We start from the raw sequence: 26,234 nt of genomic DNA on the forward strand, positions 1-26,234 counted from the left end.
AGACATTTGCTGTGGACAGTCAAACCACGGAACACATGGAAAACTGAGTCTTGAAACGGACTGAGCCTGGAAGCTCAGCCGAAAAGAGATTTTATGCTGTTTAAGAGCTGTCCAAAGAAACCTGTACTTTCGGACTCCGTTTCTTCAGCATTTCCTTTATTCCCATCAGAGCTTTGCTTGGACATTTTCCTTTCTTCAGGTGCTCCGTCTTCTTCTGTTGCATTCCCATCTTTTGCCTGGCTCCTGTTTTGCATCATCGATGAGTCCCTTTCAGGTCCGTCTTCAGTGCCCTGCTCAGCTCCGTTACCATCCGGACGGCCCTGGCCAGAGTTCATTCCCTGTCCGCCCTGTCCAAAAGATCCTAACACGGCCTTCAACTCGTCAGAGGCTTCCTCAATTAAAGAATCAAGTTCGGTCTTTATCTCAAGCAATTCGGACTCCGTTTCGACGTCTTCAAGGTCTGTCTGTAACTGCTCAAGTTCCGTAATGAGTTCTTCGGCCTCATCAACCAGGTCCTCGTCAAGATCCTCTTCCGAGTCCTCCAGGTTTTCTATCATGCTGGAGATAGACTCCTCCATTCGGCTTTTCATTTCATCAAAGCTTTCTTCATCCGAAGCAAAGGGCGGGGCTTCTCTACCTTCCTCAGCAAACGCACTACCTGGGACTGTACAGAATAAAATTAATAAAGTTGAGATCAGGGAAATTATTTTCATAACGGAAATCTTCATACAATCATCTCGATTCCTGTGTTTTCACCCTTATGTTTTTTCCAGACCAGACATTTCTGCCTGGTCTTATAGGTGGTCTGTTTCTGATATTTCTGATGCGGTTTCGCCGGTCTACAATTCCTTGCCGGTTGACATTCCCCAGATTGGCAGACTTAGATATAAGGTTACTTACAGAAATAAAACCAGATAATGACATAAATTTATAAAATAAACTTTAATTAAGCTTATATGGACTAATTAATCTTTAATTAAGCTTATATAGACTATTTAATCTTTAATAAAGGTTTTAGTGCTTATCAAGGCCATACTGCCTCTTAAATATCTCATCTTTAGCGGTGGCCAAGGGCCGGGTTTCATATCGGTTACTGCCCATATAGAATTCAGGGAAAATATCTTGCAGGGGGTTTTAAGATCAGCCAGGCTTACTACAATCCGGAAATCGAAACTATGGATAGAGGAGAGCTTGATGCTCTCATTGAAGAGCGCGTGCGCTACACGGTAAAATACGCAGCCGAAAATTCTCCTTTTTACAGGAAATGGTTCGAAAGGCACGGGGTAAAGCCCGGGGATATCAAAGCCCATGAAGATCTCCTGGAGCTTCCCGTTATCTCCGGAAAGACCATCCGGGAAAACCAGCCCCCTGAGACCGACTCTTTCCTTTTCAAGAGCGTGGACTGGAAAGACGTGTTCACCATCCACGAAACCAGCGGGACCAGCGGGACACCAAAGGGTTTTTTCTTGACCTGGGAAGACTGGGAAAGGTATGCGGAAAAGTACGCCCGGATCTTTACGTCCCAGGGCTTCGGCTCCGGGGATCGGGTCGTGGTCTGTGCTTCCTACGGGATGAACGTCGGGGCAAATACCATGACCCTTGCGGCAAGCCAGATCGGTATGGCAATTATCCCGGAAGGCAAGTGCACTTTTCCCCTGAGGGTCATCGAATCCTACAGGCCGACAGGTATCGTGGGAAGTGTCTTCAAACTCCTGAACCTTGCCCGGCGGATGCGGGCTGAGGGGCTTGAACCCCAGGAATCGGGTATCGAGAAGCTGGTGGTAGGGGGAGAGGCTTTTGCCGAAGAGTCACGGAATTACCTTGCGGAAATCTGGGGCTGTCCGGTCTACAACATTTATGGGAGCACGGAAGGGACCATGTGCGGGGAGTGCAGTGAAATTTCGGGGCTACACGTGCCCGAAGATATGGTCCATATGGACGTCTATGACCCCAGGATCGAAAATTTTGTGCCTGACGGGGAATGCGGACGAGTTGTCCTGAGCACCCTTCTGCCTGTGGGCGCAAAGGCGGGGAACCTTCTCTTAAACTACGATACCGAGGACACAACTGTGGTGATCACCCGGAACCCTTGCCCCTGCGGGCGGACGCATATGAAAATCATGACTCCCCAGAGGGAAGCCGAGACGGTCTGGGTGGCAAACACTCCCTTTAACCGGGTCGATGTGGAAAGGGGGGTCTTCCAGCGCGGGAATATGGACTATCTTACAGGGGAATACGAAGCTTTTCTCTATGGGGACGAGGACGAAGGAGAAGTTACGCTCAGGGTCAGCATGGAGTGCGAGAACCCGGAGACCTGTGACAGGGACTTTATTAAGGAAAATTTCCTTAGGGCTTTCCTGCAGTACAGGCTGTTATTATCCCGGGCGTATGATGAGGGTTTTTTCAAGATCCTTTTCAATTTCACAGGCCACAAAGGGCTGGAACTGCATAAGATTAAGGGCAGGCCAAAAAGGCTTGTGGACCGCAGGTGAGAAAAATGATTTGCTTCCCGGGGCAGCTTTCCCGAGGTGCCTTTTTTGAAACCTCTTTCCCTGAAGCGTTTCAGCTTGTTTTTTCGGGGGTGACTGGTCCCTTCCTGAAAAACCCTCTATAATTTCAAATATATAATCTTTTTACAGTGATTCTTTTAATTTTGAGTATATATCTCGGTTTGACTTCTTAATATATAATTATTAATAAATCCCAAACATTAATATTACAGGAAATTGAAATAACCCACAAAAATAACTTTATTATCTTAATTGTTCTGTGAAAAAAACATATATTATATTAAGTATGATAAGTTAAAGTATTATTAAGTATAATAACTTCTAGTATTTTCTTGCATAAATCCGACAGTAATGGTGATACGATGGAAAAAGAACTTATGAGGATAGGGGTTTCCCTCCCCGACACCCTTTTGAATAAATTTGATGAGATTATTGATAAGAGAGGCTATTCATCCCGTTCTGAAGGCATAAGGGATGCCATCAGGAACTACATTTCCTACTATGAATGGATGGGAGATATCAAAGGTCATCGTGTCGGAACCGTCTCTGTAATTTACGACCACACAAAGCGCGGGCTTTCCAATGCCCTTGCCGACATCCAGCACCACTACACCCATCTTATCAAGTCTTCGGTGCATATCCACCTGGACCATGACAACTGTTTCGAAGTAATAGTGCTGGACGGAGACGGAGAAGATATCAAGGAACTTGCCGAAGCTATCATGTCCCTAAAAGGTGTAAAGTTCTCAAAACTTACTACAGTGGCATCCAGTGAAAATATCTGAATGCCTTTTCAATTTCTATTTTTTAATTTTTGCCTTTTTCTGGCTTTACCTTTTACTTTTTGCCTTTTACTTTTAGTCTTTTACTTTTAGCCTTTAACTCTTTTCAAAATGTTTTTCAATGGATTTCAAGAGCGTGCTCCCGAATTCCGTGAGTTCGTAAATCTGGAAACTGCGTTCTCTCCTGGAGTCCACGAGCTCCGCTTCTTTTAAGAGCTTGAGGTGATAGGACAGAGCGGAATGCTTCTGATCCGTATTTTCCACAAGGACGCATACGCAAAGGCTCTGGATCTCCAGGGCTTTGAGTATCCGGAGGCGGGTAGGGTCTGCGAGCACCTTGAACAGGCTAACGAGTTCCCCCATATCTTCGCTCATTGCTTCATGTACGGCGTCCAGTACATCTTCTGGAAGGGCGTACGAGTTTCTGACTTCGATAAGCTTTTTTTCAGACATTTATTCCACTTAATAATACTGATTAGGGTAAAAGTATTTTTTAAACAAATCTCTTTCTAAATATTATTTTTTTAAATATCATTTCACTGGTAATTTAAATAATTTATATGTTAATAAATTGACAGTTATCTATTTGTCCGATTTTAAGATATTTAATGTTTTTGAATCGGAATCCCTCGGTGAAGGGTTTGCAAGAGAAGTTGTACATTGGAGTTATACGTTAAAGTTATGCATTGAGGTTATACGTTTGAGTTATACGTTAAAGTTATGCATTGAGGTTATACGTTTGAGTTATACGTTAAAGTTATGCATTGAGGTTTATTGTAATTGTACAGTGAAATCGTATATTGACGTCGGGAATATGTGAAGCTGTATATTGAAATGGTGCAGTGGAATCATATGTTGAAATCGGGCAGGAAGTTTTGCGGCAAGTAGTTTCTTCCTGCGGGCGCCGCGTATAAAAGCCCGGAATTTAATGATTACTCTATATTCAGGGATTAGAAAACCACGGATGATGATATCATGAAAATGTGGATAAACGGAAAGAATGAAGATTCCTGCAGTTCGGAATATATGGATGTCCGGAACCCTGCAACAGGAAAACTGGTCGATAGTGCGCCGGCTGGCTGCAGGGAAGACGTGGATGCCGCGGTTGAGGCTGCCGGCAGGGCTTGCGGTTCCTGGGCGTCTCTTTCCCCGCAGGAAAGGGCAAGGTTCTTTTACAGGGCTGCGGGGCTTGTGCGGGAACGTGGGGAAGAACTGGCCTTGCTCCTTACCTCGGAACAGGGAAAACCCCTTCCTGAAGCCAGGAACGAGATCCGGGGCTTTGCTTCGGTGTTAGAATACTACTGCGGGCTGGCAAGTACGCTGAAAGGGGAGTTTATCCAGGGGCCGGGGAATGGTTATTCCTTTACCCTCAATGAGCCCCTGGGGGTCTGTGCGGCAATCATTCCCTGGAACATGCCTGCCCTGATCATGGGCTGGAAGCTCGGGCCTGCCCTCGTATCGGGCAACACTGTGGTTCTGAAGCCTGCAAGTTCTACCCCGCTTACGAACCTGAAGCTTGCATTCCTCCTGGGGGAAGCGGGGCTCCCTGCCGGGGTGCTGAACCTTGTAACCGGGCCTGGCTCAGTTGTTGGAGAGGCAATTGCCGGGCACCCGGACATCAGGAAACTTTCCTTTACCGGGGAGTCAGGGACCGGGAAACGCGTTGCAGCCCTTGCGGCGCCCACCCTGAAGAGGCTGACCCTGGAACTGGGGGGAAGTGACCCCATGATCGTCTGTGACGACGCAGAGCTTGAAACTGCAGTGGACGGGGTTCTCAGGGGCAGGTTTTACAACTGCGGGCAGACCTGTACGGCGGTAAAAAGGCTCTATCTTTTCGAAGGGATCGCAGAGGAATTCCTCGGGCTACTTGAAAGAAGGGTCCGCAGCCTGAGAGTGGGAAATGGCATGCTGGACGGAATCGATATGGGGCCCCTTAACAATGAGGGGCAGCGGAACTACGTTGCGGAACTTGTCAGGGGTGTGGAAGAGCGCGGGGAAGGTAAAATCCTTACAGGCGGAAAGGTCCCTGCAGGGGGGGGTTACAGTGACGGTTATTTCTTTGAGCCTACCCTGATAAGTGAGGTTTCCCCGGATTCGCGGCTTCTGACAGAAGAGGTCTTCGGGCCCGTGCTTCCGGTTGTCAGGGTACAGAACCTGGACGAAGCAATTGAAGAGGCAAACAGGACAAGGTATGGGCTAGGGGCATCCGTCTGGACAAAGAACATCGATAGGGTCCGGCAGGCATACGAACAACTCAAAGCAGGTACGGTCTGGGTTAACCAGCACCTCAAGGTTGCCCCGGAACTTCCTTTCGGCGGCACGAAGGAAAGCGGGCTTGGCAGGGAAAACGGACCTTACGCTCTTTCGGACTATCTGGAAAGCAAAACCGTGATGATCAGGACCTGATCGGGACCTGGACCTGGAAGAGGAAAAATTGTCAAAAAAGAAAGCTTCTCCGATGAACCGGTCTCAAAGGCCGGGTCCATCGAAATTAAACTGAGTTTAAATTAAACCGAAATTCTGGTTTTATGCCCATTTTCAGTTTCTGCAGGGTTCGACGCCTTACGGTATCTCTATCTGCAGAAACCGGTATTCGTAAAAGTTATGCGGTACCTGTGTGAAATGCCTGGAGAACTTACTTGTACTTGGGCAGGAGCTGCATGAACTCGGCAGCTTCCATAACAGGTACGCTGTCGATTATACAGATATCAGTCCAGGGCAGGTTGAAGGCTCCGTAGGCTTCTGCACTTTCCGCTTCATAGAGAACGAAGTAACGGTTGCCGGAAAGGTCAATCCACTGGTTGATGATATCAATTCCATCAGGAACTTCAAGCTTCTTGAAGTGTTCCATAACTTTATCGCGTTCCGCCGGATCCCAGGTACTAATGTCCAAAAACAACATCTTTTAACCACTCCATTTTCTTTGTTACACGAATGCTGCCAACTACCCCCTGACCTGGAAGCTCAGGCAGCGCTTTACCGCTCCCAGGTTTCCATATTTTTTATGGGCTCCGCTCCAGTGAAAAACAGTATTGCTTCCCCCTGTAACCGCTCTGCCGGAGCAGGTATGCGGCATCTGAGCCCCAAAAGGCCGGTCAAATGCGACCTTTTTTAAAAGTTTTTTAAATATTTTGTTGCCTTCCTGCAGTTTATCATCCCCCAAAAACCCCTCTGAGTATGAATGATAAACCCGGTTAGACAGGCTTTCCTGTGGAAATAAGTTCCGCAGGTAATTTACATTATAATATCAGCCCTTAGCCTATATAATTGTTAGTTCTAAAAAATTTCTTAATGATTGCTCGCAGAGTTTCTAAGGATGGAAGAGCCTGTGGCCGCGGGACTAACGATCATCCCGGGATTTTTATTCTGGATCACACACATTTCTGGATCACACACATTTCTGGATCACACACATTTCTGGATCACACACATTTCTGGATCACACACATTTCTGGATCACACACATTTCTGGATAATGTGCATTTTCGGATGAATATTTCAAAAAGCTCTCTCCTTCTTTCCCCAGGGGTCCTGTGTATTTGTTCAGGAGAAAGCTGGCGAGTTCAAAGGAAAGCCGGTGAAAAAGGCACTTGATTAATTTCCCCGGGCTGAGTCTTGTTCATAAAAAGAGAGGCAGGACACTCATGAAGCCGAGAATCATGCAGAAATAGGAAAAATCAACTTTTCGAGCGACTTTTAATAAGATGTTTATCGTCAGCAGCCCGAAAATAAACGAAAAAATTACTGCAAGAAGTGAGTTCAGATCTACAACAAGAAGGCCCATAATCCCTATTCCTATCTCGGAAGCAAGGACTGCCGGAATACTCATTAAAAAACTTAGCTTAAGAGCTTTTTCAGAATCAAATTTCCTGAAGAGAAGGGCTGCTACCGTAATTCCCGACCGGCTGATCCCGGGGAATGCGGCAAAACCCTGAGCTATACCTGTGAACAGGGCGTCTTGCATCCCTGGCTCTTTTTTTGGGTTTTTTGCACCTGCCGAAAGCCGCTGGAAAAGGCCGGTCAATATTAAAAATACCCCTACTGCGGCAGTTGCGCCTTCCCCCGATATTTCGGTTTTTTCCGTAATATAAAGCATGATTGGAAGCCCGATTACCCCTGTCAGGAAAGTGGATATTATAAGAAAGCTTATCAGAAGGTCTTCCCCGGCTCCGGCTGGTTCGGAATCAGGTATCTCCTGAATCCTTTTCCGGGAAACAATCCCTGTAAAATATTCAGGGAGCCTTTTAGTAATTAAAATTACATCATCTTTAAAATAGACAAGAGCTGCCAGGAGGGTACCCAGGTGCAACCATATGGCAATTGGGATTGCTTCCGAAAGTGATTTCCCAAAAAAGTTTATTAGAACGAGGGATGTCATCCCCTCACTGCTTACAGGCAGCCATTCCGCGATCCCCTGAATGGTTCCGAGTACAACAGCTTCAAAAAATGTTAACATGTATTGTCGATATGTCTGGCCGGTATATATATTAACCCGTCTTATTTCATAAATAGATTATAGATTAAAGCTTCGTTGATATTAAAGTGAAGCTTTATTCCAAGCAGCCGGGGAGGGAGTTGTCAGGGTGCATTACGATCAGGAAAAGGGCTCTGTTTTTGAAGCACTTGGATCTTCAGAGGCAGGTTTGAGCTTCGAGGAGGCCGAAAAAAGGCTTCTGGAATTCGGGAATAACGAGCTTGAAGAGGAAGAACAAATTTCAGTCATGAAGCTCTTCCTCGTTCAGTTCAAAAGCATTTTGATCCTGATCCTTATAGCTGCAGCCCTCGTCTCCGCCGTTCTTGGTGAACTTGTTGACGCAGTCGTGATTATGTTTACGGTCTTTTTGGCGGGGGTCCTTGGTTTCTTTCAGGAATACCGGGCAGAAAAGGCAATAGAACTCCTCAAGTCCCTTACAGCCCCCGAAGCCCTGGTAATAAGGGATGGGCATGATCAGAAAATTCCTTCAAGGACCCTTGTGCCCGGAGACCTTATCCTGCTCCAGGCGGGCGACCGCATCCCTGCAGATGCAAGGCTTGTAGAGGCTTTTAACCTCAGAGTTGACGAGGCTGCCCTGACCGGGGAGTCCCTGCCCGTCCTTAAGAATACCGGGGCCTTGCCTCTCGAAACGCCTGAAGTTGACAGGACAAACATGGTCTACACGGGCACGGCTGTGACTTACGGCAGGGGTAAAGCCCTGGTCACGGCAACAGGCATGAGTACGGCTTTCGGGAGTCTTGCAAAGCTTTTGGGAACAATCGAGAGGTCAAGGACTCCTTTGCAGGAAAGTCTTGACCGTTTCGGTAGGTGGATTGGCGCTGCAACTCTTGTGGTGGTGTCTTTTGTCGCAGTCCTTGGGATTCTCAGCGGTTTTCCCCTTTTTGACATGTTCCTCTGGGGAGTTGCCCTTGCTGTTGCCGCAATTCCCGAAGCCCTCCCTGCGGTTGTGGCTGTGGGGCTGGGGCTTGGGGTCCGGCGTATGGTCAAAAGGAACGCCCTTGTGAGGAAGCTTCCTTCCGTGGAGACCCTGGGAGCAACCAATGTTATCTGTTCGGACAAGACCGGGACCCTTACCCAGAACAAAATGACGGTTGAAAGGGTCTATGTGAACGGACAGAAACTGAAAGTCACAGGCAGTGGGTACGAGCCCTCCGGAGAATTTTTCGGAGGAGGCGGTTCTGCTCCGGTATCCGGGGACGAACCTCACCTCAGGAGGCTGCTGCTTGCAGGTGCCCTCTGCAACGATGCGGACCTTGTCAAAAACGAAGGTTCCTGGGAGATTAAAGGGGACCCAACAGAAGCCGCCCTTGTTGTCGCGGCAGCTAAAGTCGGGCTTCGAAAAGGGGAACTTGAAAAAAAATACCCCCGGGTGGAGGAGATCCCTTTTTCTTCTGAGAGCAAGAGGATGACCACTCTCAATTCGACTCCCAATTCAGTCTCTAATTTCACTTCCGATTCAGTCTCCAGGTCAACTCCCTATCTAACTTCCAATTCAGTCTCTAATTCAGTCTCCACTTCCACTTCCATTCCCAATTCAAATGAAGCTACTTCCATCAGTTCCGATAGTTCTTCCGGGGCCGGGGAATCGGGGAGGCTCGTAGCCTATTCCAAAGGAGCCCCTGAAGTAATCCTCGATTCCTGTACGAAAACTTTTTTTGAGGGCGTGGAGAGACCTTTAACTCCCGAACTCAGGCAGGAAATCCTTGATATCGTTGGGGACATGGGGGATCAGGCTCTCAGGGTTATTGCTGTTGCTTACCGTGGCCTTGAAGAAGAAATCCCTCTGGAGGAGGTAGAGTCTGAAATGGTCTTTGTGGGGCTTATGGGGATGCGAGACCCTCCGCGGGAAGAAGCGAAGGCAGCAATCAGGACCTGTGCGAGTGCCGGCATCAAGACCGTAATGATCACAGGAGACCATAAGGTCACGGCCTCTGCTGTTGCCCGGGAACTCGGAATTTTCAGTGAAGGGGACCTTGCCCTCACCGGAACCGAACTGGACCGAATTGAGGACAATGAATTTGAAGATATGGTAGAGCAAGTCTTGGTCTATGCAAGGGTATACCCGACTCATAAACTCCGGGTCGTGGAAGCTTTTAAGAAGAAAGGCTATGTGGTAGCCATGACCGGGGACGGGGTAAACGACGCTCCTGCCCTGAAAGCTGCGGACATGGGTATTGCCATGGGCATAACAGGCACCGACGTGAGCAAAGAAGCCGCGAGCATGATCCTGACTGACGACAATTTCGCTTCGATTGTCTCCGCAGTCGAAGAAGGGCGAAACATATTCAAAAATATTAAAAACTTCATCACCTACGGCCTGACAACCCATCTCGGGGAAGTCCTGATCGTCCTTGCCGCAGTCCTGGGCTGGCAAATCCTCCCCCTGATAGCCGTGCAGATCCTCTGGATCAACCTGATAACAGACGGGCTGCCTCCAATGGCTCTTTCCGTGGAACCTCCCGACAGGGGCCTCATGAGACAGAAACCAAGAAACGTCGAAGAGGGCCTTATCACCCGGCGGGAAATAACTGCAGGTGTGGGAATAGGGGTTTTGATTGCTGTCCAGGCTCTTTTAGTCCTTATATGGGCTCTTGAAAGTGGTTTTTCCCTTGAAAAGCTCCAGACCCTTATATTTACCCTGCTGGTCCTGTCCGAGATGTTCAACGCCTTTAACTGGCGCTCGGACAGGTATTCGGTTTTTGCTCTGGGGCTCTTCACAAACAAACCCCTTATCTATGCCATAGGAATCACACTGATCCTCCAGCTCCTGGTAATATATACCCCGGTCCTGCAGACAGCTTTCAGGACCGTGCCTCTCTCACTTGCCGAGTGGGGAGTAATCCTGCCTCTGGCTTCGACCACATTGATTTCCATGGAACTTATGAAGTTTCTGCGCTCCAGGCGGTACAAATGATTGGCTGTACAGGCTAAAAGATGCTACAAATGAACTCAGGTGGGAACTACATTCCTTTACGCTGATTTTTCCTGAGGGATTCCTAAAGCAAACATTTTGAAAAGTTTTATATATTTTTCTATGTACAATATGTTGAAATGAAATCTTTTCAGGTGTTTTCCTGAGTAATGCTCTCTGGGTAATGCTTTCTGAGCACTTAGTTTTCCTGAGCGTTCGGATGTCCGTGCTCAGGCAAAGATATCATTTGGTCTAAAAACCGGAAATTCCGGTAACTGAGGTGGTTGAAATGGAGGTTTCGAACTTTCTGCAGGTAGGGTTTATACCTTATTTTGAAGTATTAGTGTTGTTAGTGTTTTCCTTTTTTTTCATCAGCTGGGTCAAGAGTATTATAAAGGAATTTTTAAGCAGAACCGATATCCCCCGGGACGTCCAGAACATTTTGAGTCGAGCTGTGGTTTATGTTCTCTGGTTCATCGCAATAATGTGTGTTGTGTCGGAGCTTAATCTCGGGGAGCTTTTGAAACCCATCATAGGGGGCTCGGTCATAATAGCTGCCACTTTTGCCCTGGCTGTAAAGGAAATTCTTGCCGACGCCGTGGCTGGGCTTTTTCTTCTCTCTGATCATCAGTTTAACATCGGGGACAGGGTCGAGACGATGAAGTATAGGGGGAGATCATCAACGTTACCCTCAGAAAGACTCGGATAAAAACCGATGAAGGGACTATTGTTGTACTGCCAAACGGGAAAATAGATTCTTCCGGCTGGCTGCTCTTTGATAAGGATGCTGATGGGGTGCCTGATTAACGGGGTACCTGATCAACAGGGCGGCTGATTAATCTCCGTAAGTATTTTTCTTCTTCAGAATTGCCCACTTCAAACAGACCGGGGACACTATTATTGATGCTGCAACCATTATCACGATAGCTGAAAAAACCTCGTGGCTAATGATTCCCAGTTCCCTCCCTATTGAGAGCACGACCAGTTCGACCCCTGCCCGCGGCATTACGCCTATCCCGAAGATAAGGCTGTCGTAGAAATCGAACCCCACGGCTTTCGACCCCAAAAAGCCCCCAATTAGTTTTCCCGAAAGGGCAGCAAGGGTTACCAGCAGGGTGAAAAGCCCGTTTCCTTCAAGGGCTGACAGGTCAATTGAATAGCCAATGAAGGCAAAAAAGAGGGGAATCAATATTCCGTGGGCAAGCCCGCTGACTTTGCTCTGGACGTCCTCAAGTTTTGCAAGGGGAATTTCCGAGATCATGATGCCGCCTACGAAAGCCCCTATGACGGCATGGAGTTCAAAGAGTTCTGCAAGGTAGGCGGAAAAAAGGGCTACCATGACCACGAAGGCAAAGATGGCTTCTTTTGCATGCATCTGCTGGACGCGCTTGAAGAGGCGGGGGAGCAGGTAATGTCCGAGCAAGTACATGATTACAAGGAATGCCAGGATTTTCCCTGCAAGCAGGAGGATCTGGGCAGCCGGAGGTATATGGTTTAAGCGGGCGAAGGTGACCACGATGGAGAGGAGAAAGATCCCGATGATGTCGTCCAGGATTGCCGAGGAAAGCATTACCATTCCAGGCCTGCTGGAAAGATAATCGAAGTCAATAAGAGTCCGGACCACCACTCCTATACTGGTCGGGCTGAAGGCAACAGCCATAAAGAGGCTTTCCAGGAGCCCGAAAGAAAAGAGCCTGCCTATCCCGAAGCCAAAGGCAAAGGCAAGGACTATCTGGGTGAGGGTTGGGACCAGGGCGGTTTTTGAGGCGGATTTCAGGTCCTTCAGGTGAACTTCCTTATAACCGGCAGTGAAGAGCAGGAAGATAGCTCCGAGTTCGGCAAAAAAAGAGATTACTTCAAGATCGACATCCAGAAAGAGGATTCCTAATGCTACTCCGGAAAGGATTTCTCCCAGGATTGCAGGGACTCCTGCCCGCTCAAATACTTCTCCTAAGACTTTCACGGCAAACAGGAGAAACAGTACCTGTAATAAAGCGCTAATTGTTTGTTGACCCCCGCTATTTATTTTCCCCTTTCATTCCATAATGTTTTTTATTCCATTTTTTGATTCAATGTTTTTGATTCCATCGTTTTTCTATCTTCGTCTCTTATCCTTTTTCCAGAGAAATTCTTTTGCTTACTTCTTTTATGATATCCCTCTTGGATATGATCCCTACAAGTTTTTCATCCTCAGTTATGCAGACCCGGTCAAAACGGTGTTTCATCATCAGGTCTGCGGCATATGTTAGACTGGAATCCGGAGTTATGGTCATGGGGTGGGTAATCATAATGTCTTTTGCGTGTACTCCCAGGGACCTGACTGCAGCAAGGTGTGTATGTTTCGCCCGCGGAATCTGGGAAAAGAGCAGGATTTCAAGGACTATGTCCTGGTTAATGATTCCCACAAGCTTTTTTTCGGAATTCAGAATGGGTAGAGTGTGGTAGGAATGTTTTTCAAAAAGGGCGAAGATTTCTTCAAGCAGGGCGTCTTCATGGGCTATGACCACGTTTCGGGTCATGATTTCTCCTATCTTTATTTCCGCACAGCTTTTGCACTCCAGAGGATTGGTATCCAGTCTACCCGGGGGGTCTATGTCTTTTGAGCCTCTGACAAAATTCTGCCCTTCTTTAAAATTCGGCTCTTTTTTAGATCCTGGCTCCTCTTTATTTTTACCCGCTTGATTTTTGGGAATTTCCGATCCTTTGGCCCCGAAGATGCCGTAATTTTCCATAAGCTTCTCTCCCCCCGGTTCTTTTTCCTCCGATTCTCTCTTTCCTCCCGAAAATTTCACCCTGACAAGCCCCCTGCCCAATTATAATATTTGTTTTCTTTCTTATGACCTTTTGTTCCGGGTATGCACTTTTGTTTGAAGCGCGTGGATATCTGTCTTTTTCCGTTTTTCTCCTTTCTGTTCTGTTCCTTTCTCAGGGTTTCCCGTTCCTCTTATACATAGGTATATTTAAGGGATAGAATGAAATAGTCTACCTCATGGCTGAGGTTAAAATCAAATTATTTGCAAATTTGCGGGAGGCTGCCGGGACCCCTGAGTTGCAGCTCTCCGGAGAAAAAGTGCTTGATATTCTTTTATCTCTCACGGAAAAATTCCCCGGGCTAAAAGACCTCATTTTTGAAGAGGCGGAAGATGAAAGTGAAAACCCTGCCCTTTGCGGATACATAAATGTCCTTATCAACGGAAACAATGTCCGGCACCTGGAAGGGCTCGATACTCTTCTGTCCGAGGCCGATGAAATAGCAGTCTTGCCCCCGGTTTCTGGAGGCTGATTTACCTTTAAGGAGTGCTTGAAGAGTATGGGCAAAATATTCAGGGAGCGGACCCCTGTCGGGGAAGCCAGAAAACTTTTTCTTGAAAATATCTCTCCGATTCGTGAGTCTGAAGAAGTGCCTCTTGAAGCCTGTGCAGGCAGGGTGCTGGCAGAGGTTGTAATCGCAGAGCGAAACGTGCCTCATTACCGGCGTTCAGCGATGGACGGATACGCAGTCAGGGCTTCCGATACCCTGGGAGCGACCCCTTCTAATCCCGTGTTGCTGCAGCTTTCGGAGAATGTAGGGGAAGGGACCTGCATCTGGGTGCATACTGGGACAGCCGTGCCTGACGAAGCCGATGCCGTGCTCATGGTTGAGGATACGGTGGTTGTAGGCGATATGGTCGAAGCCAGGGCTCAGGTCTATCCTAACAGGAACATCGGAATGGTGGGGGAAGACGTAAAAATAGGTGACCTGATCTTTGAAAAGGGACATTTCCTGCGTCCCTGTGACGCTTCAGTTCTCGCATCCCTGGGCTTTAGTGATGTTAGGGTCCTTAGAAAACCGGTAGTTACGATCATTCCCACGGGCGACGAACTCGTTAGTCGGGAAAACACCCTGGAAGTCCCACCTCCGGGAATGGTGCTCGAAACAAACGGCCTGATGGCGGCTCTTTATGTTGAAAAGTGGGGGGGAATCCCCCGCTGCACCAAAATCGTGCCCGACGACCCGGAAAAGATTGCAGATGCCGTAAAAGCCAGCCTGGATGGGGATATGGTCCTAATATGCGGGGGAACTTCAGTGGGAAAGCGGGACCATGCTCCACAGGTAGTTGAATCTCTCGGGAAGCTGCTGGTACACGGGGTAGGAAGCGTTCCCGGAAAACCTGCAGCTTTAGGGGTCATAGGCGAGGTCCCCATTGTCTGCCTCCCCGGCTATCCTGTAGCCGGGCTTGTCGCCCTGTACTTCTTTGCAAGGCCCGGGCTGAGGAAATGCGGGGCAATTCCTGAAATTCCGGACACTGTTCTGAAAATGTGCCTGGCTGCAAAGCTCAGTTCCAGAATCGGGTATGTTAGTTTCGTGCGGGTAGTCTTCGAAGGAGACCGTGTAAGACCTTTGATGGGTGCCGGGGCAGGGGTCCTGAGTTCTGTTGCAAAAGCCGACGGCTATGTACTCGTGCCCGAAAATGTGGAAGGCTATGAAGCTGGTGAGGAAGTTTCCGTCTTTTTGATCGAATGATTTCGGCTTTCATCCTCAATAATTTTTTTGATTGGTGCCTTATGTGGGATATGAAGTTCTTTCCTAAAACTCAACGGTGCAGGAAAAGGTCAATCCGGTTTCCTACTGCCTATAGATAAAATTTTATACACAAAACCATAATATGCAGGAAGAGTTACAACCTATGGAAGAACTATAACCTTCAAAAGTGAAGATAATGCCCTTTCTGGAAAAAGATACGGACAAGATGTTTCTTATAGGAGCCGGAGGGTTTCTGGGTGCAGTGTGCCGGTTCCTGCTCTGCGAACTTGTTGATGCGGAGTTAGGGGTCCTTTCGGTAAACGTACTCGGGAGTTTCATGCTTGGAATGATCATGTACGACACGGAATACCTGGGGTTCATAGGGCCAAAAGGAAAAATCGCTTTTGGGACCGGGTTTATGGGGGCATTTACCACTTTTTCCACCTTTGCAGTCCAGTCTTTCGGGATGACCTTTCTTCCTGCAATGGGTAACATCAGCCTAAACCTTCTTTTGACCCTTACAGGGGTTTTCCTTGGCAGAAGCGTAATAAAATCAATTTCAAGTCGGAGGATCTGAGTTGTTTTTCCCGCCGGTTCTGGGAAAACTCCTCCTTGTTGGTGCCGGAGGCTTCATCGGGGCATCCCTCAGATATACGGTTTCAAGCCGGGTCCCGAAAATAAGGAGCATCCCCGCAGGAACCCTGACGGTAAATATTCTGGGAAGCATCGTCCTCGCGCTCCTGACTCTTTCCTCCGAACCTGAGTCCATGGTCTATCTGGTGAATATCGGAATGCTAGGCTCCTTCACAACTTTCTCCACCTTTGCCTATGAAACCTTCCGGCTCCTCGAAGAAGGTGAAAACCTCTCTTTTTTCCTGAATATCTTCCTGAATGTCACGCTCTGCCTGGCAGGTGTGAGTGTTGCATACATGGTTCTTAATGTGTGATTTTAAATTCAGGTCCGGTAAGTACGGGGATATGGCCGAGTTATGTCTGTTGTCAAAGGTTATGCCTTGTAAGCTGAGTGTATGTCTGTTGTCAAAGGTTATGCCTTGTAAGCTGAGTTTTATGTCTGTTGTCAAAGGTTATGCCTTGTAAGCTGAGTTTTATGTCTGTTGTCAAAGGTTATGCCTTGTAAGCTGAGTTTTATGTCTGTTGTCAAAGGTTATGCCTTGTAAGCTGAGTTTTATGTCTGTTGGCAAAGTTACGGTTGTAAGCAGAGCTAGGGCTGAACATTAAGTTAGCGTAAAAATAAACAACTGAAATCCAGTAACTGCTAGTAGTGTAAAATCAATAACAAATCAAGTAACCGAAATCCAATTCCCGAAAAAAAATGAAGTAATATATTGAAAAGTCAAAAAAAGTGTAAGGGTAAAGCCCTTAAAATCACTTAACAAGGGCTTTCGGGGACCTTCTCATGAAGCGCCTCTTGTGCCCGGAGGAAGTGAAGCGCTGTGCAGGCCCTGGGTGTGCCTTGTGTGCCTTTGACTTTTCGATCTTGATTACTCTGCCTTTTCTGCCTTTTGCCTTTATCCATTCAATGCTGCCGGTTTTGCCCATTATCATGCCTCTTAATTTTTAATCTGGATTTATTCCGGACCCGATTATTTTCGGATCTGGTGATGGTTTTTTCGTAACCTGTTGCACTTTATTGCTCCCAGCTTCCGAGAGCCGCGGGTTTTGAAATCTCATCAGCGTTTCTCTGGCAATATAAGTGTCTTGATTCGATTATATATCTCTAATATATCTCTATAATTAATGATATTGAAGAAAATTTGTGATTCTCCGTTGCAAGCCTGAAATTGCGAAAATATAAATGTTATCAAGCATTGGGTCTATCATAAAAAGAAATGCTAGTAATTAAATGTTGCGGAGATTTGCCGAAAATGAGGGCAGGTATCTCCTTATGAGAAGTTTTTGCTAAGATATTCCTGATGACAATTTTTTGAAAAAGGTGGTCAGCGTAATAAACAAATACCTTGAAACTGAGCTTGCCGAAGCTAAAAAAGATCTTGAGGGCTTGAGGACTTATCCGGACTCTGATTTTGCCTGCATCGTCAAAGAATTGGGCTTCAAATGCGAACTTTGCGCTCGCTGCTGTACGAAGGAGTTCAACGACCACGTCTTCCTGCTCGACTCCGATGCAGCTGTAATAAAAGAAATCGATCCTGCAGCTCTCGAACCTGCTCCCTACTATGAGTTTTGCGACCAGAAAGGCCGGTTTTACGTCTCGGGCTATGCGCTGAAAACAAAAGCCGACGGTTCCTGCATCTTTCTCGAAAACAAACGCTGCAAAATTTATGGGAAGCGTCCCTCAATCTGCAGGGTCTATCCCTACATGCTCCACAAGGAGGCAGACGAAACGGGAAATGTCGACTGGCGGCAGATTAGCGGCCTGAACGAGCACGGGAGCTATCACTCGGAGCTTGATGATTCCGAATGTGAAGCCGTCGTTCGGGAGACGAAAGCTTATGAAAAAGCCTACCTCCTGCAGTTGATTGATTTCTTCAAAGCCGTTCAGGCCCACTTCGAGAAAAACGGCCTGAAACATGTCCAGAGAACCTATGATAAAAGGATTCGAGAATTCCGGAAAGGTGAGGTCGAAATAGAGGTTTTCGTGTACTATGAGGGCCGGTTTGAAAAGCACACGCTGCACTCCGGAGAGGCTTGACTGACTCCTTATCAAAAAAGTTGAATTGAAGAAGGAAAACTTGATTTACCTAAACTTCAGTTCCTTTTTCCTTTGACTTTCCACTTCAGGAGGACACCTTCTTCTATCGGCTCTGCCGAGAGCAGTTCAAGTTTCAGGAGTTCGGCTTCCGTAAATCCTTCCCCATCTGCGAAGGTAGGGGCAGCTTTTCCTCCTATAATGACGTTTCCTGCAAAAGTATAGATTTCGTCCACAAGGCATGCGGAAAGCATTCCCCAGTTCAGGGTAGCACCGCCTTCTACCATCAGGGTATCGATCCCTATTTTTTTCAATTCCCTGGCAAGTTCGGGGAGGTCTACCCGTTCTTCACCGGTTTTGATGACCCTTGCCTTTTTTTCGAGATCCCTTACTTTCTCGGAAGGGGCTGACTTTGAAACGGCAATGATCCTCTTTCCCTCTCCTTTCCTGAAAATATCTGCGTCAAGAGGGGTCCTGGCGGAACTGTCTACGACGATCCTTACCGGATTTTCGTCTCTTCCTTCGGCTTTCCTAGTGGCTTTTCTCTCCGGGGATTTTACGGTGAGGCTCGGGTCATCTGCAAGCACGGTTCCTATTCCGACCATGATGGCGTCTGCCTGCGCCCGGAGTTCGTCCACCCGTTCAAAATCCTGTTTTCCTGAGATACGGACCTGTTTGCGCTCTTTTGTCGAGAGCTTACCGTCTGCGGACATTGCGGAATTAATAAAAATAAAAGGTCTGTCCATGACATGTGCTCCTTAAAAAAGTAATTAGGAGGAGGCATTTTTGGATTAATTGCCTCCTTTTGGGGGCATTTCTGATTTTGCCCCTTTTGAAAAAGCTTTATTCGGCGTCAATCAGTGGTTTCAGGAGGTCGCGGTCCCTCAGGAGCCCCTGCAGTTTCCTGTTGGAGTTGATGATGGGAATCTGGTCGATCCTGTTCCGTTTCATCTTCCTTGCACAGTCGCTTACCGAAGTTATGTATGTGGCAGTAATCGGTTCCCGGATCATCACGTCTTTTGCGATGAGGTTCGGGACTTTGATCCTGGAAACGCTGTAGTAAATACTCATGGTGTCGCGCATGGATTCCCAGGTCCAGGCGTCGTCGTCCGAACCTGCTGACATGTCAGACACCTCTACACTGTCTTCGATTACGCTGGCGCTCACGACGTCCCTGTCCGATATAATCCCCACGAGTTCCAGGTTTCCGTCAAGCATCGGGGCTGCCTTGACACCTGCGAGTTCCATGATCCTGGCGATGACAGGTAAAGGCGTTTCACTGTAAGCTGCAACTACCTTCTTGTCAACATAGTCCTTGATAGGAGACTCGATGTTCATGTCGGCAATGGTGCCGATTACGTCTGACACCGTAACAAGCCCGACGAGTTTTCCGTCATCGACCACAGGTAACCTCCGAATCCTGTGTTCAAGGAGCAGACGGGCAGCGGTTTGCAGGTCCGACTCCGGGGTGATGGTGATAGGGTCTCTAGTCATGAGGAGGGCCAGCTGCTCCTCTTCGGGATTGCGCAGAATGTTACTTCTGGTTACAAGCCCGACTACCTTCGAGTCCTTGAGCACGGGTACCCCTGAGATTTGTTTGTTCTTCAGGATTTTAAGAACCTCGTCTCTGGAACCGGGAAGGGTTGCACATGCAACGTCCCTCACCATGATATCTTCAATGAAAATGTTTTTTGGCATCTCATCTACACCTTTGTTGTCGTATGATCCTGGATTTTTTCCTGGATACCCTTTTTGTTTAAAAACAACTCTATCCTGATTGTACAGGCTTCCGGTTTTTCGCTTAACTCCTGACAACCATTACCGGGATCTTTGAGTTCCGTACAACTTTCTCAGCAACGCTGCCAAGGAGGAACCTGTCAATCCCACTTTTTCCGTGTGTTCCCATTACTATCAGGTCAACGTTGTTGTTTTCTGCGAAATCGATTATCTCGTTGCTCGGATGTCCTTCCCCAAGAATTTCTTTGACTTCAACCCCCGTGGCTTCTCCGGTTTCCTTTACGTAGGAAATCGCTTTATTCCCTTCATTCTTCAGGATTTCGTACATTGCTTCCCAACCGGCATCCATGGGTATTGAGGAAAAAGAAGATGTATCCACCACGTAGAGTGCATGGACTGTAGCCCCGCTCATTTTTGCAATCTCAATCCCATAAGATATCGCCCTGTCACTGTTCTCAGATCCATCGGTTGCAATCACAATGTTCCTGTAAAACTCGCTTGTCATGTTATGTTCTCCATCTGCTTTGAATGAAGCACGGATAGTATATCGTCGGGTCTGGCCCGCCTGACGACTCCATTTATCGGGTCCTTTATCCCTGTAAGATTATTTGAATTTCCGTTAAGGATCATCAAATTAGCTTTATTCCCCTTTTCTATTGAACCCTTGGAATCAAGCCCCATTACAAAAGAACCATTAAGTGTACAAATTTTAAATACTTGTCTGTCATCAATCGAAAACACTTTGGACATAAATTCCATTTCAGCAAACATATTTACAGAATTTAACATTACATTATCAGTGCCGGCGGCTACTCGAATACCTGCTTCGAGCATTTCGGCAATAGGTGCCATGCCAACTCCTGTTACAAAGTTGGATCTTGGACAGACAACTACCGGAATTCCGGCATCTGCTACCTGGTCCAGGTCTTTTTTTTCTGCTTTTGTAAGGTGAATGAGCAAATCAGGATTCAGTGAAAGGGCTTTTTCAATGTCGTCCCTCTTTTTTTCTCCTGCATGGATTGCAAAGAGTTTATTCCTTTTCCTGGTGCAGGCGGCAATTTCTTCTAGGCGCTTGAAGTCCAGATCGTTTGCTCCGCTCATCCCTAGCCCGTCAGAGTGCAAAAGAACTCTTTTTATCTCATTCAGAACGGTTTCCAGAGCTAATTCGGGTTTATCTGGTCTTCCGAATACAAGAGAATGGATATTAAGGCCTTCAAGAGCTTTATTCAGTGCTGCAGCCCCCACAACTCCTCCTTCTCTGAAATCCGCAAAAGCAAAAGTACCCGTTTCGATCATATCGAGCAGAGACCTTCTAATGCTTTCTATGAGGGCCGGATAGGATGTTTGTCGAAGTATCCGATGTTTCAATCCATCAGGGGGTTTTACAAGTGAATCAAGTTCTCTTTCAACCCTGAAACCGGAAACTTTCCCCAGAGACGGGTCTTTGAATACGGAATCCCCAAGGTGGGTGTGGGCGTTGATGAAACAGGGTGCTATAATGTTGGAAGAATTAGTGTTTTCTTCTCCGATTTCCGTAATTATCCCGTTTTTTATGCAGACGTAGCCCCTGATAGGTTCAAGTTCGGGGCCTGAAATTATAGTTCCGGAGATGATCTTTTCAATGCCGTACATAGAAAAGCAACCCTATTGTTTATGGCGCTTGAGTCCAATTATTGATGACCAGATATGGGCATCCTATATAACTTTTCCTTAAGAATCTTATATATTTTATGAAACTTTTTGTGTAGTTTGGTTCAAGTCGGTATATTTTCCGGATTTTTTCCATATATACACTATTAAATTCCCCCCATATGCTGGAATATGTCCTAACTATCCTTCCTGGCATGTCCTATCTGTAAACATGATATACGATATATGGTATATGCATGTAGGGGGCGTTATCTTTATATCTAAATACAGATATTTAAACACTCAGTCGCATTGTATAGGTCCTTGCACGAGGATATGGGATTCCCTGCCTGTGAATGTACAGACAACCCCAATGCGATACACCTATAGTGTGAGAATGCCCGGCACGAGGGTAACCGGAAGGGACTGCGGATTGCCAGAGGATGAACTTTCGGAGTTAGTGCGCTCGGGCTACAGCACTATTTCTACCTGTTTTCCTTGTTCAATTTGTACTTTTATTTTTGTGGTTCTTCAGTCGTGGTCAGTAAGTTTTTTTGATAATGCTGGTCAGCATTCTTGGCAACTCTTGTAACCGCTATTTGCCGCCTTCACCGATATAGTTGCGTGTATTTGATCAGTTGCAGATTAATCACTGATGTGGTTGTTGTATTGATTTATTGCAGATTAATTCGTTATTGATTTATAGGATATCCGGAAAAAGCTAACAAACATGTCTTTTGAAGACGCAATAAAATCACTGGATTCCGGAGTAATTGTGGATATAGAGGTCACACCCGGGTCAAAATCCGTGTCTGTTCCCAGTGGTTATAATGAATGGCGTAAGAGAATTGAGGTCAAACTTACTAAAAATGCCCAGAAAGGAAAAGCAAATGGACAGTTGATCGAAAGCCTTGCTGAATTTTTCGGAATCAGTAGTTCCAGCATCATGATCAGCAGTGGGGCTACAAGCAGCAAAAAATCTGTTTTGATAAAAGGTATTTCTTACGAGCAGGCAGTCTCGGTTTTTGGGTCCCGTTTGAAATAATATAAAGGCCCAAAAAGATCTCTGTTAAGTTCTGGTGGATTCCCTGCCCTGTCGAGGCTATATCATAAGAAAAGGTTGATGGTAAACGTGGTTGATGTTGAAGTATACAGAAAAAGGCTTGAGAGGCTTGAAGAGCTGCTTTCCGAGCTTTCTGAGTATGCCGAAAAAGGCTCTATAATAATAGTGGAAGGCAAAAGAGATGTTCTTTCGCTAAAGAAGCTTGGGATAGAAGGACATTTTGAGCTTGCCACCCAGCACCCTCTTCTTAATTTCTCCGAGAAAATAGCACGGCAGAACCGGGATATTGTCGTGCTTACTGACTGGGACCGCAGAGGGGACCTGCTGGCCTCAAAACTAACTGAATATTTCGGAAATCTCGCCATAAATCCCGAACTTCAGATCCGGCATAAGCTAAAGCTCATTACGCAGAAAGAAATCAAGGATGTGGAAAGCCTGTACACATATGTCTCAAAGCTCAGAGCTTTAACAGGCGCATACACTGACTCTGATCTATGCTGAATTTGATTTTTTTTAGATAAGTGGGCTTGAAAAGCTTTTTTGGAATCGGCAACTCATTGAATAACTAATGTGGACTGGCGGGAAGACCTATAACTAAAAGTGTTAAACTAAAAGTGTTAAACTAAAAGTGTTAAACTAAAAGTGTTAAACTAAAAGTGTTAAACTAAAAGTGTTAAACTAAAAGTGTTAAACTAAAAGTGGGTGAAAATGCATTTAATCCTCTCCAAAATAAAAAATAAATGAGGTGGATTTGGACAGGTAATTCATCTTGGAAGAGGGATTAACAGTTCCTATTCATTTTGCACTGCTTTGTCAGCTTCCTCTTTTTCCTGAACCATAGAGAGGTTATCGGGATGCTTTTGCTGGTTAAACGTTCTGTCAAATTCTGGATACTTCTGGAACTTGCCAGCCAGCTCCTCGAACATCTTGTGCCTCGGACTGATGATGATTATATGGGCAGGAGGATGAATTTTCTTCAATCTGCTAATTGCTGCTCCAGCATGGTTGTTCAGTTCTACAAGTGCTGCAGAGTTGCATTTTGACTTGAGAGGTACTCCCATTACGCTGACAAGAAGATCATCGGCTATATTTGGTTCGATGCATCTGGGAGTAGCTGAAAACTGAATGTGTCCGTACCGTTCTAAGTCATGCAGGGCTATTTTTACTTTGTCCGAGTCGTCTGCCCGGACTAATGCGAAAGATTTCATTTTTTACACACCGCCAATCTACTAAAGTTTTCCCCATTTCTTTATTGCTCTGCACCTATAATAATCTTTGTACATGAGGGCTGATAAATTGCTAACCAGAAGTTCTCTTTGTGAAAACGACATGCTGAGGGGCTTTTCTCCCTTCAAAAATGTTTGGAATTACTGGTTAAGTACACCCAACCCGCTTCTTACCTTCATGCCGACGAAGTTCAAAAATTACACAGGCGCATTGTAAGATCATTTTTCAGTATGTAGTATTTCCTTCGTTTTACTGGAGTATTCTATACTTATATTCTCCGAATATATATTCGTTTTGAAATAATATTTCCGGAAGAAGCAAATTTGCTTTATTTTTCCTGCTCCCTCCTGAAATTAAATAAGGATTAACCCTCTTTCCTATGTCATATAACATCTGCACAGTGATCTCGTTAACATAGTTAACATTGTATGTTATATTAATCTTGTTAACTCTCTCTATCTTAATATACTGTCATCTAAACTTAATTGTTTTGATTTGATCAAAAGCTTTGATCTGGCTCTTACATATTTATGAAATGTGTATTGTCTCTTCAATCTCCTGCTTTCAACTTCTTGAATGATAAATTGGTTCAATACAAAATAATATTATAAAGTTTATTACAATTTCCAATTTCTGGCCAGGCTTTAAGAACTCCCCTTCAAGAATGGTATCTTTTATTTAGGTCCTGCCTGTATCATATACCTGAACAGTACACAAATACGTGCAATAACGTATTCTTCGTGCTATCTGTTTGGCCTTGTAGACGAAAAAAGCCTGTGGATGCAAATGGATTATTCTGGCGCGTCATGATCCTGTCATGTCGTATGTCACAAATGGGAACTTACATACTAATGTAAAGTTGTCATCTTAATGTGGAAAAATCCTTTTCAATTATATTTCACAATTATAATTTGTCCTATATTTACACAAAAGGTGCAGTGTGGAAGGCTTAATACCCTCCTGGATATATGTGTGGTGTGATTTGCTCTATCAATTGATGAGGTTGGTTTTTCTGCCTCTCCGGCTTATCTGCCGGGTCATGATTCATTTAATGGTTATTGCATGGAACTCGATACGTTTAAAGGTTATTTCATAAATCAAAGTTTAGTTCATAATTCGGTGATTATATGGCTGAGGATATCGAAACGAAGGTAATTACGGCAAAGAAAGCGTCAATCGAACTTGCCAGCGTGAGTACGGAAATTAAAAACAGGGCTCTGGAGGCCATGGCAGATGCCCTTGATAGGGAAAGAAAAGCAATTCTCGAAGCAAATGTAAAGGACTGTGAATATGCTGAAGAGCTGAAAAAATCCGGGAAGCTCACCCAGGCTCTTGTGGACAGGCTGAAGGTCAACGATTCGAAAATTGATGGGATGATAGCAGGAATCAGGGACGTAATAAAACTGGAAGACCCTGTGGGAGAAACCCTTTCGGCTCTTGAACTTGATGATGGGCTGATCCTCTATCAGGTGAGTTGTCCTATTGGCCTGATAGGGGTTATCTTCGAGTCCCGGCCTGACGTGGTGCCACAGGTCATGTCCCTTTGCCTGAAAAGCGGGAACGCAACGATTTTCAAGGGCGGGAGTGAAGCAAGGGAGTCGAACCGCACGATCTTCGATATTCTCGTAAGAGCTATCGAATCCACGGAAGGAATGCCACAGGGTGCTTTTCAGTTGATAGAGACCCGGGAAGAGGTCATGGATCTCCTTAGCCTGGACGCTTACATAGACCTCCTTATCCCGAGGGGTTCCAACGAATTTGTCAAGTTCATTCAGGATAACACGAGGATCCCAGTGCTGGGGCACACAAGTGGCATTTGCCACTATTACATAGACGAGTTTGCGGACCTGGAAACGGCCTGGAAGGTCTGTTTCGATGCGAAGGTGCAGTACCCTGCGGTCTGCAATGCAATCGAAACCCTGCTCGTAAATCGGAACCTTGCCGAAGCTTTCCTCCCGAAAATGGCGGAAATGTATCTTGAAGCCGGAGTGGAGCTGCGCTGCGATGAGGATAGCTACACCCTGCTTGCAGGAAAGGGTCTGTCTTCTCTTGCAAAGGCTACGGCAGAGGACTGGGGCCTTGAGTACAATGACCTTATCCTTTCTGTCAAAATCGTTGACTCGATCAAGGAAGCCATTGACCACATCAATACCTACGGCTCCCACCACAGCGACGGGATCATCACCACAAGCGATGAGAGGAGAAAGAAGTTCACCGGGCTTGTAGATTCTTCCAGTATCATGGTTAATGCCTCCACTCGCTTTGCAGACGGCTATCGCTATGGAAAAGGTGCCGAAGTCGGGATCAGCACGAACAAGATTCATTCCCGGGGGCCGACGGGCATGGAAGGCCTTCTGATTTACAAGTACATCCTCATGGGGAAAGGGCACATTGTAGCGGATTATGCCGGAAAAGACGCAAAACCCTTCGCTCACAGGAAACTTGACCTTAAGTTTGGAGATGCTAACTGAATCAGTTCTGAACCAGGCAGGTTTTAACTGAAGTAGGTATGAACTATGCAGGTTTGAGCGGAATCAATTGTTCACCTGAATCCTTAACTCGGGCTAAATCTTCCGAATAATTATGAAATACTTATATATTTGAAATGTGAAATTTGCGCCGGAAAATGCGCAGAGGCGGTGTAAATCCCCTATTGCAGCGAGAACCCCGTGCGGCTTTGTACTGAGGTCCGGGTAAGCGCTGCAATT

At 46.3% G+C, this 26,234-nt stretch carries 26 protein-coding genes and 1 pseudogene; 14 read left to right on the forward strand and 13 right to left on the reverse strand.

Annotation, left to right across the window (positions count from 1 at the left end; all coding sequences use genetic code 11):
- Positions 1 to 74 precede the first annotated feature (74 nt).
- Complete coding sequence (locus MSMTP_RS02715; protein WP_156153649.1) at positions 75 to 557, reverse strand: hypothetical protein; 483 nt, start codon at positions 555 to 557, stop codon at positions 75 to 77.
- On the opposite strand from MSMTP_RS02715, the gene MSMTP_RS18870 reads away from it, so the two are divergent.
- From MSMTP_RS18870 to nikR, 3 genes are all read left to right on the forward strand, one after another.
- The gene (locus tag MSMTP_RS18870; RefSeq protein ID WP_156153650.1) at positions 556 to 918 is read left to right on the forward strand and encodes a hypothetical protein; all 363 of its coding nucleotides are present in this window, start codon (positions 556 to 558) and stop codon (positions 916 to 918) included. The two genes, MSMTP_RS02715 and MSMTP_RS18870, sit on opposite strands and share 2 nt — an antisense overlap.
- Positions 919 to 1,139: 221 nt before the next feature.
- Entirely contained in the window at positions 1,140 to 2,492 is a 1,353-nt protein-coding gene (ftsA, locus tag MSMTP_RS02720; protein WP_197076173.1) for a coenzyme F390 synthetase, read from the forward strand.
- Positions 2,493 to 2,872: 380 nt separating this feature from the next.
- Positions 2,873 to 3,295, forward strand: a complete 423-nt coding sequence (gene nikR / locus MSMTP_RS02725; RefSeq protein WP_048177662.1) for a nickel-responsive transcriptional regulator NikR — start codon at positions 2,873 to 2,875, stop codon at positions 3,293 to 3,295.
- 93 nt (positions 3,296 to 3,388) lie between these two features.
- Here nikR and MSMTP_RS02730 read toward each other — a convergent pair whose 3' ends face one another.
- Positions 3,389 to 3,745, reverse strand: coding sequence for a helix-turn-helix transcriptional regulator (locus MSMTP_RS02730; RefSeq protein WP_048177663.1), 357 nt, complete (start codon positions 3,743 to 3,745; stop codon positions 3,389 to 3,391).
- Positions 3,746 to 4,267: 522 nt separating this feature from the next.
- Here MSMTP_RS02730 and MSMTP_RS02735 point away from each other — a divergent pair.
- A complete protein-coding gene (locus tag MSMTP_RS02735) occupies positions 4,268 to 5,698 on the forward strand; it encodes an aldehyde dehydrogenase (RefSeq protein ID WP_048177665.1) in 1,431 nt (476 codons plus the stop codon).
- 229 nt (positions 5,699 to 5,927) lie between these two features.
- Here the strand turns inward: MSMTP_RS02735 and MSMTP_RS02740 are convergent, their stop codons facing one another.
- The 3 genes from MSMTP_RS02740 to MSMTP_RS02750 form a co-directional block, all read right to left on the reverse strand.
- A complete protein-coding gene (locus MSMTP_RS02740) occupies positions 5,928 to 6,194 on the reverse strand; it encodes a DUF3303 domain-containing protein (RefSeq protein WP_048177666.1) in 267 nt (88 codons plus the stop codon).
- 42 nt (positions 6,195 to 6,236) lie between these two features.
- Entirely contained in the window at positions 6,237 to 6,455 is a 219-nt protein-coding gene (locus MSMTP_RS02745) for a hypothetical protein (protein ID WP_048177668.1), read from the reverse strand.
- Positions 6,456 to 6,911: 456 nt separating this feature from the next.
- Positions 6,912 to 7,748 carry an undecaprenyl-diphosphate phosphatase gene (locus tag MSMTP_RS02750; RefSeq protein WP_048177670.1) on the reverse strand — a complete coding sequence of 279 codons (837 nt, stop codon included), beginning with the start codon at positions 7,746 to 7,748 and terminating at the stop codon, positions 6,912 to 6,914.
- Between the two features lie 127 nt (positions 7,749 to 7,875).
- On the opposite strand from MSMTP_RS02750, the gene MSMTP_RS18310 reads away from it, so the two are divergent.
- Complete coding sequence (locus MSMTP_RS18310) at positions 7,876 to 10,701, forward strand: cation-translocating P-type ATPase (protein ID WP_048177672.1); 2,826 nt, start codon at positions 7,876 to 7,878, stop codon at positions 10,699 to 10,701.
- 481 nt (positions 10,702 to 11,182) lie between these two features.
- A pseudogene (locus MSMTP_RS20300) lies at positions 11,183 to 11,505 on the forward strand (mechanosensitive ion channel domain-containing protein).
- Between the two features lie 28 nt (positions 11,506 to 11,533).
- On the opposite strand, the gene MSMTP_RS02765 reads toward MSMTP_RS20300, so the two are convergent.
- Positions 11,534 to 12,661, reverse strand: coding sequence for a cation:proton antiporter (locus tag MSMTP_RS02765; protein ID WP_231582899.1), 1,128 nt, complete (start codon positions 12,659 to 12,661; stop codon positions 11,534 to 11,536).
- Between the two features lie 145 nt (positions 12,662 to 12,806).
- The gene (locus MSMTP_RS02770; RefSeq protein WP_156153652.1) at positions 12,807 to 13,490 is read right to left on the reverse strand and encodes an HPP family protein; all 684 of its coding nucleotides are present in this window, start codon (positions 13,488 to 13,490) and stop codon (positions 12,807 to 12,809) included.
- A 197-nt stretch (positions 13,491 to 13,687) separates the two neighbouring features.
- Here MSMTP_RS02770 and MSMTP_RS02775 point away from each other — a divergent pair, with 197 nt between their 5' ends.
- From MSMTP_RS02775 to crcB (MSMTP_RS02790), 4 genes are all read left to right on the forward strand, one after another.
- Positions 13,688 to 13,981 (forward strand): ubiquitin-like small modifier protein 1, encoded by a 294-nt coding sequence (locus MSMTP_RS02775; RefSeq protein WP_048177676.1) that lies wholly within the window; start codon positions 13,688 to 13,690, stop codon positions 13,979 to 13,981.
- A 27-nt stretch (positions 13,982 to 14,008) separates the two neighbouring features.
- Positions 14,009 to 15,202 (forward strand): molybdopterin molybdotransferase MoeA, encoded by a 1,194-nt coding sequence (locus tag MSMTP_RS02780; protein WP_048177679.1) that lies wholly within the window; start codon positions 14,009 to 14,011, stop codon positions 15,200 to 15,202.
- Positions 15,203 to 15,398: 196 nt separating this feature from the next.
- Positions 15,399 to 15,779: a fluoride efflux transporter CrcB gene (crcB, locus tag MSMTP_RS02785; protein WP_048177681.1), complete on the forward strand. Its 381-nt coding sequence runs from the start codon at positions 15,399 to 15,401 to the stop codon at positions 15,777 to 15,779.
- 1 nt (position 15,780) lies between these two features.
- Positions 15,781 to 16,149, forward strand: a complete 369-nt coding sequence (crcB, locus tag MSMTP_RS02790) for a fluoride efflux transporter CrcB (RefSeq protein ID WP_048177682.1) — start codon at positions 15,781 to 15,783, stop codon at positions 16,147 to 16,149.
- Positions 16,150 to 16,588: 439 nt separating this feature from the next.
- Here crcB (MSMTP_RS02790) and MSMTP_RS18875 read toward each other — a convergent pair whose 3' ends face one another.
- A complete protein-coding gene (locus MSMTP_RS18875) occupies positions 16,589 to 16,762 on the reverse strand; it encodes a DUF5350 domain-containing protein (RefSeq protein WP_197076174.1) in 174 nt (57 codons plus the stop codon).
- A 394-nt stretch (positions 16,763 to 17,156) separates the two neighbouring features.
- Between MSMTP_RS18875 and MSMTP_RS02795 the strand changes: the two genes are divergently transcribed.
- Positions 17,157 to 17,873, forward strand: a complete 717-nt coding sequence (locus MSMTP_RS02795) for a YkgJ family cysteine cluster protein (protein ID WP_048182552.1) — start codon at positions 17,157 to 17,159, stop codon at positions 17,871 to 17,873.
- Positions 17,874 to 17,929: 56 nt separating this feature from the next.
- Here the strand turns inward: MSMTP_RS02795 and MSMTP_RS02800 are convergent, their stop codons facing one another.
- The 4 genes from MSMTP_RS02800 to MSMTP_RS02815 all read right to left on the reverse strand — a co-directional run bounded on the left by MSMTP_RS02800 (position 17,930) and on the right by MSMTP_RS02815 (position 21,239).
- Positions 17,930 to 18,616 (reverse strand): 2,5-diamino-6-(ribosylamino)-4(3H)-pyrimidinone 5'-phosphate reductase, encoded by a 687-nt coding sequence (locus MSMTP_RS02800; protein ID WP_048177683.1) that lies wholly within the window; start codon positions 18,614 to 18,616, stop codon positions 17,930 to 17,932.
- Positions 18,617 to 18,713: 97 nt separating this feature from the next.
- Positions 18,714 to 19,568, reverse strand: coding sequence for a CBS domain-containing protein (locus tag MSMTP_RS02805; protein ID WP_048177685.1), 855 nt, complete (start codon positions 19,566 to 19,568; stop codon positions 18,714 to 18,716).
- Between the two features lie 103 nt (positions 19,569 to 19,671).
- Entirely contained in the window at positions 19,672 to 20,112 is a 441-nt protein-coding gene (locus MSMTP_RS02810; RefSeq protein ID WP_048177687.1) for a universal stress protein, read from the reverse strand.
- Positions 20,109 to 21,239 (reverse strand): amidohydrolase family protein, encoded by a 1,131-nt coding sequence (locus MSMTP_RS02815; protein WP_048177689.1) that lies wholly within the window; start codon positions 21,237 to 21,239, stop codon positions 20,109 to 20,111. Before MSMTP_RS02815 ends, MSMTP_RS02810 begins: the two co-directional genes overlap by 4 nt.
- 727 nt (positions 21,240 to 21,966) lie before the next feature.
- Here MSMTP_RS02815 and MSMTP_RS02820 point away from each other — a divergent pair.
- On the forward strand, positions 21,967 to 22,281 hold the full coding sequence (locus MSMTP_RS02820) for a DUF167 domain-containing protein (protein ID WP_048177690.1): 315 nt from the start codon (positions 21,967 to 21,969) through the stop codon (positions 22,279 to 22,281).
- An 87-nt stretch (positions 22,282 to 22,368) separates the two neighbouring features.
- Entirely contained in the window at positions 22,369 to 22,800 is a 432-nt protein-coding gene (locus MSMTP_RS02825; RefSeq protein WP_048182555.1) for a toprim domain-containing protein, read from the forward strand.
- A 290-nt stretch (positions 22,801 to 23,090) separates the two neighbouring features.
- Here MSMTP_RS02825 and MSMTP_RS02830 read toward each other — a convergent pair whose 3' ends face one another.
- Positions 23,091 to 23,507, reverse strand: coding sequence for a DUF356 domain-containing protein (locus MSMTP_RS02830; RefSeq protein ID WP_048177692.1), 417 nt, complete (start codon positions 23,505 to 23,507; stop codon positions 23,091 to 23,093).
- Between the two features lie 1,146 nt (positions 23,508 to 24,653).
- On the opposite strand from MSMTP_RS02830, the gene MSMTP_RS02835 reads away from it, so the two are divergent.
- Positions 24,654 to 25,997, forward strand: a complete 1,344-nt coding sequence (locus MSMTP_RS02835) for a glutamate-5-semialdehyde dehydrogenase (RefSeq protein WP_048177694.1) — start codon at positions 24,654 to 24,656, stop codon at positions 25,995 to 25,997.
- Positions 25,998 to 26,234: the final 237 nt, after the last annotated feature.

The sequence above is a fragment of the Methanosarcina sp. MTP4 genome (assembly GCF_000970045.1).
Taxonomy (GTDB): Archaea; Halobacteriota; Methanosarcinia; order Methanosarcinales; family Methanosarcinaceae; genus MTP4.

Excerpts from the sequence above, each read along its gene's own strand:
- MSMTP_RS18870 (WP_156153650.1), top strand. The coding sequence starts at position 556 with ATGCTGGAGATAGACTCCTCCATTCGGCTTTTCATTTCATCAAAGCTT.
- MSMTP_RS02715 (WP_156153649.1), bottom strand. The coding sequence starts at position 557 with ATGATAGAAAACCTGGAGGACTCGGAAGAGGATCTTGACGAGGACCTG.
- nikR (WP_048177662.1), top strand. The coding sequence starts at position 2,873 with ATGGAAAAAGAACTTATGAGGATAGGGGTTTCCCTCCCCGACACCCTT.
- MSMTP_RS02730 (WP_048177663.1), bottom strand. The coding sequence starts at position 3,745 with ATGTCTGAAAAAAAGCTTATCGAAGTCAGAAACTCGTACGCCCTTCCA.
- MSMTP_RS02735 (WP_048177665.1), top strand. The coding sequence starts at position 4,268 with ATGAAAATGTGGATAAACGGAAAGAATGAAGATTCCTGCAGTTCGGAA.
- MSMTP_RS02740 (WP_048177666.1), bottom strand. The coding sequence starts at position 6,194 with ATGTTGTTTTTGGACATTAGTACCTGGGATCCGGCGGAACGCGATAAA.
- MSMTP_RS02750 (WP_048177670.1), bottom strand. The coding sequence starts at position 7,748 with ATGTTAACATTTTTTGAAGCTGTTGTACTCGGAACCATTCAGGGGATC.
- MSMTP_RS02775 (WP_048177676.1), top strand. The coding sequence starts at position 13,688 with ATGGCTGAGGTTAAAATCAAATTATTTGCAAATTTGCGGGAGGCTGCC.
- MSMTP_RS02780 (WP_048177679.1), top strand. The coding sequence starts at position 14,009 with ATGGGCAAAATATTCAGGGAGCGGACCCCTGTCGGGGAAGCCAGAAAA.
- crcB (WP_048177681.1), top strand. The coding sequence starts at position 15,399 with ATGCCCTTTCTGGAAAAAGATACGGACAAGATGTTTCTTATAGGAGCC.
- MSMTP_RS18875 (WP_197076174.1), bottom strand. The coding sequence starts at position 16,762 with ATGGGCAAAACCGGCAGCATTGAATGGATAAAGGCAAAAGGCAGAAAA.
- MSMTP_RS02800 (WP_048177683.1), bottom strand. The coding sequence starts at position 18,616 with ATGGACAGACCTTTTATTTTTATTAATTCCGCAATGTCCGCAGACGGT.
- MSMTP_RS02805 (WP_048177685.1), bottom strand. The coding sequence starts at position 19,568 with ATGCCAAAAAACATTTTCATTGAAGATATCATGGTGAGGGACGTTGCA.
- MSMTP_RS02810 (WP_048177687.1), bottom strand. The coding sequence starts at position 20,112 with ATGACAAGCGAGTTTTACAGGAACATTGTGATTGCAACCGATGGATCT.
- MSMTP_RS02815 (WP_048177689.1), bottom strand. The coding sequence starts at position 21,239 with ATGTACGGCATTGAAAAGATCATCTCCGGAACTATAATTTCAGGCCCC.
- MSMTP_RS02820 (WP_048177690.1), top strand. The coding sequence starts at position 21,967 with ATGTCTTTTGAAGACGCAATAAAATCACTGGATTCCGGAGTAATTGTG.
- MSMTP_RS02830 (WP_048177692.1), bottom strand. The coding sequence starts at position 23,507 with ATGAAATCTTTCGCATTAGTCCGGGCAGACGACTCGGACAAAGTAAAA.
- MSMTP_RS02835 (WP_048177694.1), top strand. The coding sequence starts at position 24,654 with ATGGCTGAGGATATCGAAACGAAGGTAATTACGGCAAAGAAAGCGTCA.